Consider the following 12,648-nt stretch of genomic DNA (forward strand, 5'->3'; position numbering starts at 1 on the left):
CGGTGGTGGAGGGGCATTCCTCCCACACTTCGCTCAGGCCGAACGCGCGAGGGGGTCCGTTCCAACTACCGTTCACGCTGAGCGAAGTCGAAGCGCACGCTCCGAACCCGTTGCACCACCCGCACAAACCTGCTTCCTTGCCCGCATGAGATACCCGACATTGCTGGCGGCGATCGCCTTCATCGCCCCCGCCCCGCTGCTCGCCCAGGCGCTTACCCCGGCGGAAACCCAGAAGATCGATGCCCTGGTGCAAAAGACGCTGGCGGACACCGGCGTCCCCTCCGCCTCGATCGCGGTGGTGCGCGGCGGCAAGGTCGTGCTCGCCAAGGCGTACGGCAAGCAGTTCGAAGGGCAGACCGGCCCCGCCGACCCGAAACTCCCCTATCAGATCGCCTCCGTCTCGAAGCAGTTCACCGCCGCCGCGATCCTGCTGCTGGCGGACGAAGGCAAGCTGTCGCTGGACGACACCGTTTCGAAATACATCCCCGGCATCACCGATGGCGACAGGATCACCATTCGCCAGTTGCTCAGCCACACCTCGGGCCTGCGCGACTATTGGCCGCAGGATTACAGCTTCAGGGCGATGGCGACCCCGACCAGCCCGCAGGGCATCGTCGACCGCTGGGCCAAGGCACCGCTGGATTTCCAGCCCGGTGCCCAGTGGCAATATTCCAACACCGGCTATGTCGTGGCGGGCATGATCGTCGAGAAACTGTCTGGCCAGCCGCTGCTCGACTTCCTCCAGGCAAGGGTATTCCGCCCGCTCGGCATGCGGGCGGTCGATCAGGACAAGGCGGTCGGCCCCGGCTTCCCCCAGGGCTATCTGCGCCACGCGCTCGGCCCCGTCCGGGTCGAGACGCCCGCCGCCCCCGGCTGGCTCTATGCGGCGGGCGAACTCGCCATGTCGCCGGAAGACCTGGCCAAATGGGACGTCGCGCGGATCAACCGCAGCCTGTTGCCGCCCCAGGACTGGGCCGAGCAGGAAAACCCGGTCAAGCTGACCGACGGCTCCAACACCAATTACGGGCTGGGCGTCGGGGTCGGCAATGACAATGGACGCCGCATGGTCGAACATAGCGGCGAGGCGGTCGGCTTCCTGACCGAGAATATCGTCTATCCCGACGACAAGGCCGCCGTGGTGGTCGCCGTCAATGCCTGGTTCGCCGACGCCCATGACCGGATCGCCAAGGGCCTTTCGGACATCGTCCTCCCCGCCCCCAGGGCGAATGTCGAGGATGCCGCCGCGCTCGATCGGACGAAGCGGATTTATCTCCAGCTTCAGACGGGCCAACTCGACCGGGCGCTTCTGACCGAGGACGCCGCCTATTATTTCACGCCCGCGACCATGGCGGATTATCGAACCAGCCTGTCGCCGCTCGGCGCGCCGACGAAGATCGAACAGGTGGGCAAGACGCGGCTGCGCGGCGGCTTCGTCAACCGTTCCTATCGCGTCACCTACCCGAACCGCAGCCTCAGGATCAGCACATATGCCGAACCGGGGACGAACGGAAGGATCGAACAATTCCTCGTGAGCCCCGCCCAGTGACGGATTTCGCCCCCCTGCTCCAACCCGATCGCGGACAGCCCGCGCGGACGATCACGTTGCTGACCGCCGACGCCTTCGACGGCTGGCTGAACCGTCAGACGGCATCGATCCGCGCGCTGGCTACCGCCCAGCGTTTCGCCGCCAAGCCCAACACGCACCTCCTCCTTCCCCATGAGGACGGGATCGCGATGGTCGCGGGCATGAGCGATCCCGAATCGCCCTGGGCGCTGGCCAGGCTGGCCGAAACCTTGCCAGAGGGCTGCTATCGCCTCGACGGCGCGGAGGTCGGGGCCAATGCGCTGGGCTGGCTGCTCGGCCAGTACCGGTTCACCCGCTATCGCAAGGCCGAGGACGCCGCGCCGCGCGTGCTTCTGACCCGCGACTTGGCGCATCGTGACGAGGTGATCCGCATCGCCGCCGCCACCGCGCTGGTCCGCGATCTGGTCAATAGCGGCGCGGGCGATCTCGGCCCCGCGGAACTGGAGGCGGAGGCGGAAACGCTGGCCCGTCGTCATGGCGCGGCCGTCACCGTGACGGCGGGCGAGGCGCTGGCGCGCGATTACCCGATGGTCCACGCCGTCGGACAGGCCGCCACGCGCGATCGCGCCCCGCGCCTGATCGAACTGAACTGGGGCGATCCCGCGCACCCGCGCATCGCCATCGTCGGCAAGGGCGTGTGCTTCGACACCGGCGGGCTCGACATCAAGCCGTCGGCGGGCATGCGGCTTATGAAAAAGGACATGGGCGGCGCGGCCCACGCCTTGGCGCTGGCTGGGCTGGTGATGGCGGCGAGGCTGCCGGTGCGGCTCCATTTGCTGATCCCGGCGGTCGAGAATGCCGTGTCGGGCGCGTCCTTCCGCCCGGGCGACGTGCTGAAGACCCGCAAAGGTCTGACGGTCGAGAATACCAATACCGATGCCGAAGGTCGCCTGATCCTGGGCGACGCGCTGACCCGCGCGGGCGAGGAGAAGCCCGAGCTGATCCTCGACTTCGCGACCCTGACCGGCGCGGCGCGCGTGGCGCTGGGGCCGGACCTGCCGCCGTTGTTCACCGATGACGAGGCGCTGGCGGCGGACCTGCTGGCGGCGGGTGTCGCAGAGGAGGACCCGGTGTGGCGCCTGCCGCTCTGGGACGGTTATGACGAGATGTTGAAGTCCGACATCGCCGACATGGTCAATGCCCCGGACGGCGGCTTCGCGGGCGCGATCACGGCGGCGCTGTTCCTGCGACGCTTCGTGCCCAAGGAAACGGCCTGGGCGCATCTGGACGTGTTCGCCTGGCGGCCCTCGGCCAAGCCGGGGCGGCCCAAGGGGGGTGATGCCTATGCCCTGCGCGCGGCGTATCGGATGTTGAAGGGGCGGTATTCGGGCTGACGACCAGCCCCCAACCGTCATCCCAGCGAAGGCTGGGATCTTTGGCGGCCATACCGATCCGCCGCAAAAGGCCCCAGCCTTCGCTGGGGCGACGGTGGCCTCCCGGCGTTACAACCCCGCCGCCGCCTCGATGATCGGCACGAACTTCGCGGCGGTCAGGCTCGCGCCGCCGACCAGCGCGCCGTCGACATTCTCGACCGCCAGCAAGGTCGCCGCATTGTCCCCCGTCACCGACCCGCCATACAGGATGCGCACCGCATCCGCCGCATCGCCGATCAGCATCCGCAGCTTTGCGCGCGCGATGGAGTGGATCGTCGCGATCTCGTCCAGCGTCGGGGTGCGCCCCGTCCCGATCGCCCAGCGCGGTTCATAGGCCAGGGTGAACCAGCTTCCGTCCGCATTGTCGGGCACCGACTTCTCGATCTGCGCCTGCACCACGCGTTCGGCGCGGCCCGCATTGCGCTCCGCCTCGGTTTCGCCGCAGCACAGGATGACGTTCAACCCCTGGCGATGCGCCGCCGCCGCCTTGGCCCAGGCGTCCTGGCTGGTCTCACCCTGATCCGCACGACGCTCCGAATGGCCGACGATCGTAAAGCGGGCGCCCGCCTCCTTGACCATCGCCGCCGAGACGCAGCCGGTATGCGCGCCCGAATCGGCCTCGTGCACATCCTCCGCGCCGATCGACAGTCCGGGCACCCGCTCGGCGGCGGGGCCGATCAGAGTGAAGGGCACGGCCATCGCGACATCGACGTTCGGGGCCGCCTCCGCCGCCCGCGCCATGGCGTCCAGCTCGGCCAGCGCGGCGCGCGAGCCGTTCATCTTCCAGTTGCCCGCCACCAATTTGCGCCTTGCCATATTCAGGCTCCCATTGAGTCGCATGTTGTACGTGTTCAACACCGATAGCGGATCGTGGCGTCCGCACAAGCTTGATGCGGGCGCGACTGCCCCCTAAAGCGGGGACGTTTTTATTCCTTGCCGATCGGTCGTCCATGCTCAGCTTCTTCCGCCGGATCATCAATTCCAAGGCCGGCGTCGTCGTGACCTTCATCGTCCTCGGCGTGATCGCGATCGCGTTCGCGGCGGGCGACGTGTCGAACATCGCCGGCATGGCGGGCGGCCTGGGCGGGTCCGACGTCGCCAAGGTCGGCGCTGCGAAGGTTACCGCCAACGACCTGCGCACCGCCGCGCAGAACGAGGTCGCGGCCTATCGCCAGGAACAGCCGACGCTCGACATGGCACAGTTCGTCGCGGCGGGCGGGTTCGAGGGCGTGCTTCAGCGCGAGATCACCGGCCTGTCGCTCGAACAGTTCGGCAAGGATCAGGGCATGGTCGTGTCGCGCCGCCTGGTCGATGGCCAGATCGCCTCGATCCCCGCCTTTCGCGGGCCCAATGGGCAGTTCGATCCGGCGCTCTATCAGCAGCTTCTGGCGCAGCGGAAGATGACCGACGCGCAGGTGCGGACCGATATCGAGCGGACCAGCTATGCGCAGCAACTGACGGTACCGACCATCGGCGCGACCCAGTTCGCGATGCAGATGGCGCTGCCCTATGCCTCGCTGCTGCTGGAAAAGCGTGAGGGCGAGGTCGGCTATGTCCCGACCCGTCTGGTGGCCGCCGGGGCCGCGCCGACCGATGCCGAGATTCAGACCTTCTATCAGCGCAACGTCCAGCGCTACACGCTGCCCGAACGCCGCGTCGTCCGCTACGCACTGGTGACGCCCGCCGCCGTTGCGGCCGGCGCGACGCCCAGCGAGGCGGAGATCGCCCGCTATTACCAGACCAACCAGTCGCGTTATGCCGCGACCCAGAAGCGTGACGTGACCCAGGTGATCGTCGCCGATCAGGCGGGCGCCAACGCGCTGGCGGCCAAGGCGAAGGGTGGTGCCTCGCTCGCCGATGCCGCCCGCGCCGCCGGGCTGGAAGCCTCGACCCAGAAGGGTGTCGACAAGGCCGCTTATACGACGCAGGCCTCGGCCGCCGTCGCCGACGCGGTGTTCGGCGCCGCGCAAGGGTCGGTCGTCGGTCCGGTTCGCGGCACGCTGGGCTTCGTCGTCGCCAAGGTCGATGCGATCACCCAGGTTCCCGGCAAGACGCTGGCGCAGGCACGGCCCGAGATCGTCGCTGAACTGACCAAGCAGAAGCAGGCCGCCGCGCTGGGCGAGATGCGCAACACGATCGAGGATGCGCTGTCGGGCAATGCAACCTTCGATGAGGTGGTCACCGACCGCAAGCTTCAGGCGCAGACCACTCCGGCGGTGACCGCGCAAGGGGCTGCCCCCGATGCGCCGGCCTTCCAGCCGACGCCGGAACAGCGCGCGATGATCACCGCCGCCTTCACCGCCGAAGAAGGCGATGCGCCGCAGATCGTGCCGGTCGGGCAGGATGGCGGCTTCGCGGTCGTCGGCGTCGGGCAGATCCAGCGCTCCGCCCCGCGTCCGCTGGCGCATGTACGCAATCAGGTTCTCGCCGACCTGAATGCCGACCGCGCCCGTGCCGCCGCGCGCAAGCTCGCCAATGCGGTGCTCGCCAAGGTGAACAAAGGCATGCCGATGGCGCAGGCGCTGAAGGAAACCGGCTTGGCCGTGCCGCCGGTCCGCCCCATCGCCGCGTCGCGCCGCGATCTGGCCGCCGCGCAGAACACACCCGCCGCCGCGCCGCTCGCGCTGCTCTTCTCGATGCCGCAGAACAAGGCGCGCACGCTGGAGGCTCCGCAGAACGAAGGCTGGTACGTCCTGCGCGTGAACAAGATCGAGGCGGGCAACGCCGCCGGCAACGAAGCCGCGATCCGCGCCGCGCGCGCCGATATCGGTCGCCTGATCGGCCGCGAATATGTCTCGCAATTCGCCCGCGCCGTTCGCGACTCGGTGGGCGTGAAGACCGATCCCAAGGCGGTGGCGAAGGTCCGCGCAGAACTGCTGAACAATGGCGGCAACTGAGGCGAACGCCGCCGACGGCGCCGCCGACCGGCTTCGCGCCGGTCGCCCGATGCTGATCTGGCGGCGGCAGATCGCCGACACCGAAACCCCGGTGGCGGCGGCGCTCAAGCTGATCGAGCCGGGTCGCGGCGACTTCCTGCTCGAATCGGTCGAGGGCGGCGCGACGCGCGGGCGCTACAGCCTGATCGGCCTCGCCCCCGATCTGGTGTTCCGCGCGCATGGCCATGCGGCGGCGATCAACCGTCGCTGGGCCACCGACCGCGAGGCGTTCGAGCCGTGCTCGCAACCGACGCTCGCCGCGCTCCGCAGCCTGGTCGCCGAATGTCGCGCCGAAGTGCCGGAAGGGCTGCCCTCCGCTCTTGCCTGTCTGGTCGGCTATTTCGGCTATGAGACGGTCGGACTGGTCGAGGATCTGCCCCAGCCGGAGAGCGATCTGCTCGGCCTGCCCGACATGATCTTCGTGCGCCCCACGGTCATTCTGGTCTTCGACCGGCTGGCCGACGCGCTTTATCTGGTCGCGCCGGTCTGGCCCGATGCCGCACGCGATGCCGACCGGATGATCGCCGAGGCGGAGGAACGGCTGGACGCGACCGCCGCCCGGCTGGCGACGACCGCGCTTCCCTCGCCCGTCCGCGCCGACCTGCCCGAGCCCGCCTACGCCCCTGCTCTGCCGCAGGGCCGCTATGCCGAGATGGTCGCGCGGGCGAAGGACTATATCGTCGCGGGCGACATATTTCAGGTGGTGCTGGCGCAGCGTTTCTCCGCCCCCTTCGCCCTGCCCCCGTTCGAGCTGTACCGTAGCCTGCGGCGGATCAACCCCTCGCCCTTCCTCTACCATCTCGACCTGCCCGGCTTCTCGCTGATCGGGTCGAGCCCGGAAATCCTGGTCCGGGTCCGCGACGGCGAGGTGACGATCCGCCCGATCGCGGGCACCCGTCCGCGCGGGCGTACCGGGGCCGAGGATGCCGCGAACCGCGACAGCCTGCTCGCCGATCCCAAGGAACGCGCCGAGCATCTGATGCTGCTCGACCTGGGCCGCAACGATGTCGGTCGTGCGGCGTCGGCGGGCAGCGTGCGGGTGACCGACAGTTATACGGTCGAATTCTACAGCCATGTCATGCACATCGTCTCCAACGTCGTCGGACGGCTGGGTGACGACAAGGACGCGCTGGATGCGCTGTTCGCGGGCTTCCCGGCGGGCACGGTCAGCGGCGCGCCCAAGGTCCGCGCCTGCCAGATCATCGCCCAACTGGAGCCGGAGCGGCGCGGTGCCTATGCGGGCGGCGTCGGCTATTTCTCGCCGGACGGGTCGATGGATTCCTGCATCGTGCTGCGGACCGCTGTGGTCAAGGACGGAACCATCCACGTCCAGGCGGGCGCGGGCATCGTCGCCGACAGCGACCCCGCCTATGAACAGCGCGAATGCGAAGCCAAGGCCGGAGCGATGCTCGCCGCCGCCAGGGACGCGGTGGCGCGGGCGGGCGAAGGCGGTTTCGGGCAATAGGGGCGGTTTGGCCGTTCTCCGGACGCTTCTTCAAGACTGATCCGCGAGAAGCGGCCCCTACCACACCCCCGAACCACCCCGGCGAAGGCCGACCGACTTTCGCCTATTCCTCCCCTGCAAGGGGAGGTGGCAGGCCGTCAGGCCTGACGGAGGGGTGTCGCGCTCTCGATAGGGGAACGCCCCTCCACCAGCTTCGCTGGTCCCCCTCCCCTTGCAGGGAGGAATGAGGACGCCGCCTGAATGTCGATCAGGCCCAAGAATTCAAGCGAACACGCCAATCCTTTTTTGCGCGCAGAGGCGCAGAGGACGCAGAGAAGCTATACACGCTCGGTAGCGCGCCTCATGCTTCATCCTATGGCGAAAACGGACTGCCGTCGCCTCGGGCTCAACCTCTCTGCGTTCTCCGCGCCTCCGCGCGAACACATTCTTCGCGTCTTCGCGTCTTCGCGTGAAAATGAATCCCGACCGACTCCACGCCCCGGCCTTCGCCGAGGCGTTTCGACATCAAGTCATGGCGTCAGGGGCGACGACCGCCTCAATTCCCGTCGGCAGCCGGCGGGGTCTGTTCCGCGCGGCGGGCACGACGTTCGTCGGCGAACTGGCGGTTCCAGGTCATGCTGCATCCGCTCTGCCCGCCCGTGCCGACCGGCGAGCAGGTGTCGGGGATGCCGCCAGCGACACGCCCGACCTGGTCCATCGTCGCGGCGCGGTTGACCCAGCTCTGGTTCTGCGCCGGGATCGGCTTGTCGTCGCGCAGGCCCTTGGGGATGCGATAGGGTTCGTCGTCGCGGCCGCAGACCACCACTTCCTCGGCGGTGCTTTCCGGGCATTTCTGATCGCCGGTCAGCGTCACCTGCCGCACCCGCTTGGGCGGCTGGCCGGTCGCGGCCTGTTGGTCCTGCGTCGCCTGTTGCGCGAAGGCGGCGCCCGGGGTCAGCAAGAGGGCGGCAATCAGGGCGGCTCGGACCATGGCAACGGGACTCCTTTGAGACATCAACGTCGAACGCGGCGCATGGCTCCACGCTGAACGGTTCGCCCTAACGGCGTCTTTCGGGCGAAATTGCGGCCATGCGTCGTCCGGTCCGTCCGGGCCCGACATACCGCCCGACATATCGATTGCGTCAAGCAGGCGTTGCACCGCCCGCACGATCGGCTATGGCGGTCCCCATGATCCTGGTCGTCGACAATTACGACAGCTTCACCTGGAACCTCGTCCATTATCTTCAGGAATTGGGCAGCGAGGTGGAGGTGGTCCGCAACGACGCGATCTCGGCGGGCCAAGCGCTGTCGTCGGGGGCGCAAGCCTTTCTCATCTCCCCCGGTCCCTGCACGCCGACCGAAGCGGGCGTCAGCCTGGACCTGGTCGCCGCCGCCGCCGAGGCGGGCCGTCCGCTGCTGGGCGTGTGCCTGGGCCATCAGGCGATCGGCCAGCATTTCGGCGGGCTGGTGCAGCGCGGCGGGCTGATGCATGGCAAGACGTCGCCCGTCCATCATGACGGGACCGGGCTGTTCCGCGGCCTGCCCTCGCCCTTCACCGCCACCCGCTATCACTCGCTGATCGTCAACGACGTGCCCGACAGCTTGGTGGTGAACGCGCGCGCGGAGGACGGCACGGTGATGGGCTTCCGCCACCGGACGCTGCCCATTCACGGCGTTCAGTTCCACCCCGAGAGCATCGCCACCGAATATGGCCATGCCATGCTCGCCAATTTCCTGCGCGAGGCGGGCGTCGCGCACGACCTGCCCGAGCGACTTCGTCCCCCGGTCGAGCGTGCGGCGTGACCACCGTCTCGCTGCTCCCCGATCCCGTCAGCCCGCTGTCGCGCGAGACGGCCCATGCCGCCTTCGCCGACATTCTCGACGGGCGCGCAGGTGACGAGGCGACCGCCGACTTCCTGACCCGGCTGGCCGAGCGCGGCGAGACCTCGATCGAAATCGCCGAGGCCGCGCGCGCGATGCGCGAAAGGCTGATCCCGATCGAAGCCCCTGCGGGCACGATCGACGTCTGCGGCACCGGGGGGGATGGGCATCACACGCTGAACGTCTCGACCGCCGTGTCGCTGGTCGTCGCGGCGCTGGGTGTGCCGGTCGCCAAGCATGGCAACCGCGCGGCCTCGTCCAAAGCGGGCGCGGCGGACACGCTGGAGGTGCTGGGCCTCGACATGGAGCGCGCCGGACAGGTGGCGCAGGCGAGCCTGGCCGATATCGGCATCGCCTTCCTCTTCGCCGCCAACCACCATCCCGCCATGGCGCGGATCACCCCGATCCGGCGGCGGATCGGGCGGCGGACGATCTTCAACCTGATGGGCCCGCTCGCCAATCCCGCGCATGTCGGGCGTCAGCTCATCGGCATCGCCCGGCCGGATTATGCGACGGTCTATGCCGAGGCGCTGGAGCAGCTCGGCGCGGAGGCTGCGCTGGTCGTGTCGGGCGAAGAGGGCCTTGACGAACTGTCGGGTGCGGGGCCCAGCATCGCGGTGTCGGTGGGTGGCATCGACGCGCCCGCCACGATCTCGCCGGAGGATGCGGGCCTGCCCCGCCATCCCATCACCGCCATCCGTGGCGGCGACGCGCGGCACAATGCCGAAGCGCTTCGCCGTCTTCTCGCCGGAGAGCCGGGCGCGTATCGCGACGCCGTTCTCCTCAACGCCGCCGGGGCCCTGCTGGTCGCCGGGCATAGCGCCGACCTGTCCCAAGGGGCCGTGGCCGCTGCTCGCGCGATCGATACGGGTAATGCCGCGGCGCTTCTCGATCGATGGATTGCCTACCGATGACGATGCTCGACCGCATCCTGGAGACCAAGCGCGCCGATGTCGCCGCGCGCAAGGCGACGATGTCGCTCGCCGATCTCGACGCCAAGATCGAGACCGTCTCCGCGCCCCGAGGTTTTCGCGACGCGCTGGACGCCAGGACCGGCCATGCGCTGATCGCCGAGGTGAAGAAGGCCAGCCCGTCCAAGGGCCTGATCCGCGCCGATTTCGATCCCCCTGCCCATGCCCGCGCCTATGAGGCCGGGGGTGCCGCCTGCCTGTCGGTGCTGACCGACGAACGCTGGTTCCAGGGGGCGGACGCCTATCTGGAACAGGCCCGCGCGACGGTGTCGATCCCGGTGCTGCGCAAGGACTTCATGGTCGATCCGTGGCAGGTCCATGAATCGCGCGCGCTGGGGGCCGATGCGATCCTGATCATCGTCGCGGCGCTCGACGATACGCAGATGCAAGAGATCGAAGCCGCCGCCATCGAATGCGGGATGGACGCACTGGTCGAGGTCCATGACGCCGCCGAGATGGAGCGCGCCGCCCGGCTCAAGTCGCGGCTGATCGGAGTCAACAACCGCGATCTGCGCGACTTCACGGTCGATTTCCAGCGCACCTATGAATTGGTCGGGCGCGCGCCGCAGGACAGCACGTTCGTCGCCGAGAGCGGCCTGACGACCCGCGCCGATCTCGACGCGATGGCCGAGCATGGCATCCATTGCTTCCTGATCGGCGAAGCCCTGATGCGCGAACATGATGTCGAGGCGGCGACCCGCGCGCTGATCGGATGAGCGGCCTCACCCATCTGGACGATAGCGGATCGGCGCGGATGGTCGATGTCGGCGCCAAGTCGGTGACCGCCCGGCAGGCGGTGGCGCAAGGGCACATCACCATGTCGCCCGAGGCCGCCGCCGCGATTCGAGCGGGCAGCGTCCAGAAGGGCGATGTGCTGGCCGTGGCGCGGGTCGCGGGCATCATGGCCGCCAAGAAGACCAGCGACCTCATCCCGCTGTGCCACCCCCTGCCGCTGAGCAAGGTCGAGATCGACCTGGTGCTGGATGCCGAGGGCGTCACCGCCACCGCCACCGCCGCGACGGCGGGGCAGACGGGCGTGGAGATGGAAGCGCTTGCCGCCGTTACGGTGACGCTGCTGACCGTCTATGACATGGCCAAGGCGCTGGATAAGCGCATGGCGATCGGCGACATTCGCCTGTTGTCGAAGACCGGCGGCAAATCCGGCGACTGGCGCGCCTGACGCCGGGGATGCGGCCGGGAACGCGGATCGCAGTCGAAGCGTCCTTGGGTCAACAGGAGTGACCGTCATTCTTCTACCCGTCGCCGAAGCCCAGCAGCGCCTGCTCGCCCTCGCCACCGAGCGTCCGATCGTCGAACTGCCCTTGCGCGAGGCCGCCGGTCGATGGGCCGCGCGCGACATAGCGGCGATACGAACCCAACCGGCGAGCGACCTGTCGGCGATGGACGGCTATGCGATCCGCTTCGCCGATATGCCGGGACCATGGACCGTCATCGGCGAGAGTGCGGCGGGGCGGCCCTTTCCCCGTGCGATCGAACCGGGCCAGGCCACCCGCATCTTCACCGGGGCGGCGCTGCCCCCCGGAGCCGACACGGTGCTGATCCAGGAAGAAGCGGGCCGTGACGGCGCGACGCTGACCCTGACCGGCGAAGGCCCCGCGCATCGCGGGCGCAACGTCCGGCGGCGGGGACTGGATTTCACGGCGGGCGACCGGCTGATCGCCGCCGGACAGCGCCTGACCCCCGCCCGCATCGCGGTAGCGGCGACGGGGGGGCATGGCACCCTGCCCGTCCGCCCGCGCATCCGCGTCGCCATCGCCGCAACCGGCGACGAACTCGTGCCGCCAGGGCTTGGCAACCCAGACGCCCTGCCCGAATCGAACGGCGTGATGCTCGCCGCGATGCTCGCCGACCTGCCGGTCGAAATCATCGATCTGGGTATCCTGCCCGATGATCTGGGGCGGTTGCGTGATGCTTTCGCGGGGGTTGATGCCGACCTGCTGGTCACGACCGGCGGCGCGTCGGTGGGTGACCATGATCTCGTCCAGCCCGCGTTGAAAGCCGCCGGGGGAAGCATCGATTTCTGGCGTATCGCGCTGCGTCCCGGCAAGCCGATGATGGCGGGGCGGCTGGGCGAGACGGTGGTGCTCAGCCTACCGGGCAATCCGGTTTCGGCCTTCGTCACCGCGACCCTGTTCGTTCGTCCCCTGATCGCGCACATGGCGGGCGCGGCGGCCCCCTTCCCTACGCCGATTCCCGCGATCCTCGGAGAGGATCTGCCCGCCAACGGGCCGCGCATCGACTATCTGCGCGCGGCGATGATCGACGGGCGGGTCCTTGCGGCGGCGATCCAGGACAGCTCGATGCTGCTGACCCTGGCGCGTTCGACCTGCCTGGTGATCCGCCCGCCGCATGCCCCGGCGGCTCTGGCGGGCGACTCGGCGGAAATCCTGATGCTCGCTTGACGCAAGCCCAAACGTTCCATATAAGTTCCACGTCT

11 protein-coding genes are annotated in these 12,648 nt (G+C 68.9%); 9 read left to right on the plus strand and 2 right to left on the minus strand.

The features are described 5' to 3' along the window. Positions 1–145: 145 nt before the first annotated feature. Together SM191_RS03420 and SM191_RS03425 are read left to right on the plus strand one after the other, a co-directional pair. Complete coding sequence (locus tag SM191_RS03420) at positions 146–1,546, plus strand: serine hydrolase domain-containing protein (RefSeq protein ID WP_341504985.1); 1,401 nt, start codon at positions 146–148, stop codon at positions 1,544–1,546. Beyond that, on the plus strand, positions 1,543–2,919 hold the full coding sequence (locus tag SM191_RS03425; protein ID WP_341504986.1) for a leucyl aminopeptidase family protein: 1,377 nt from the start codon (positions 1,543–1,545) through the stop codon (positions 2,917–2,919). Before SM191_RS03420 ends, SM191_RS03425 begins: the two co-directional genes overlap by 4 nt. Positions 2,920–3,027: 108 nt before the next feature. Here SM191_RS03425 and tpiA read toward each other — a convergent pair whose 3' ends face one another. Next, complete coding sequence (gene tpiA / locus SM191_RS03430; RefSeq protein WP_341504987.1) at positions 3,028–3,774, minus strand: triose-phosphate isomerase; 747 nt, start codon at positions 3,772–3,774, stop codon at positions 3,028–3,030. Positions 3,775–3,908: 134 nt separating this feature from the next. Between tpiA and SM191_RS03435 the strand changes: the two genes are divergently transcribed. Both SM191_RS03435 and trpE read left to right on the plus strand, forming a co-directional pair. Beyond that, entirely contained in the window at positions 3,909–5,855 is a 1,947-nt protein-coding gene (locus SM191_RS03435) for a peptidylprolyl isomerase (protein WP_341504988.1), read from the plus strand. Then, on the plus strand, positions 5,842–7,359 hold the full coding sequence (trpE, locus tag SM191_RS03440; protein ID WP_341504989.1) for an anthranilate synthase component I: 1,518 nt from the start codon (positions 5,842–5,844) through the stop codon (positions 7,357–7,359). Before SM191_RS03435 ends, trpE begins: the two co-directional genes overlap by 14 nt. A 535-nt stretch (positions 7,360–7,894) precedes the next feature. On the opposite strand, the gene SM191_RS03445 is transcribed toward trpE, so the two are convergent. Then, a complete protein-coding gene (locus SM191_RS03445) occupies positions 7,895–8,329 on the minus strand; it encodes a hypothetical protein (protein ID WP_306999795.1) in 435 nt (144 codons plus the stop codon). Between the two features lie 197 nt (positions 8,330–8,526). Between SM191_RS03445 and SM191_RS03450 the strand changes: the two genes are divergently transcribed. Genes SM191_RS03450 through SM191_RS03470 form a run of 5 tightly spaced genes read left to right on the plus strand, consistent with a single transcriptional unit; the run spans position 8,527 to position 12,613 of the window. Further along, positions 8,527–9,141, plus strand: a complete 615-nt coding sequence (locus tag SM191_RS03450; RefSeq protein ID WP_341504990.1) for an anthranilate synthase component II — start codon at positions 8,527–8,529, stop codon at positions 9,139–9,141. Beyond that, positions 9,138–10,133, plus strand: a complete 996-nt coding sequence (gene trpD, locus SM191_RS03455; protein ID WP_341504991.1) for an anthranilate phosphoribosyltransferase — start codon at positions 9,138–9,140, stop codon at positions 10,131–10,133. The genes SM191_RS03450 and trpD overlap by 4 nt, the downstream gene beginning before the upstream one ends. Further along, positions 10,130–10,906 (plus strand): indole-3-glycerol phosphate synthase TrpC, encoded by a 777-nt coding sequence (trpC, locus tag SM191_RS03460; protein WP_341504992.1) that lies wholly within the window; start codon positions 10,130–10,132, stop codon positions 10,904–10,906. The genes trpD and trpC overlap by 4 nt, the downstream gene beginning before the upstream one ends. Continuing rightward, positions 10,903–11,370 carry a cyclic pyranopterin monophosphate synthase MoaC gene (moaC, locus tag SM191_RS03465; protein WP_341504993.1) on the plus strand — a complete coding sequence of 156 codons (468 nt, stop codon included), beginning with the start codon at positions 10,903–10,905 and terminating at the stop codon, positions 11,368–11,370. Before trpC ends, moaC begins: the two co-directional genes overlap by 4 nt. 58 nt (positions 11,371–11,428) lie before the next feature. After that, entirely contained in the window at positions 11,429–12,613 is a 1,185-nt protein-coding gene (locus SM191_RS03470; protein ID WP_341504994.1) for a molybdopterin molybdotransferase MoeA, read from the plus strand. Positions 12,614–12,648 lie beyond the last annotated feature (35 nt).

Origin of the sequence: Sphingomonas sp. 2378 (genome assembly GCF_038084995.1) — a bacterium.
Taxonomy (GTDB): domain Bacteria; phylum Pseudomonadota; class Alphaproteobacteria; order Sphingomonadales; family Sphingomonadaceae; genus Sphingomonas.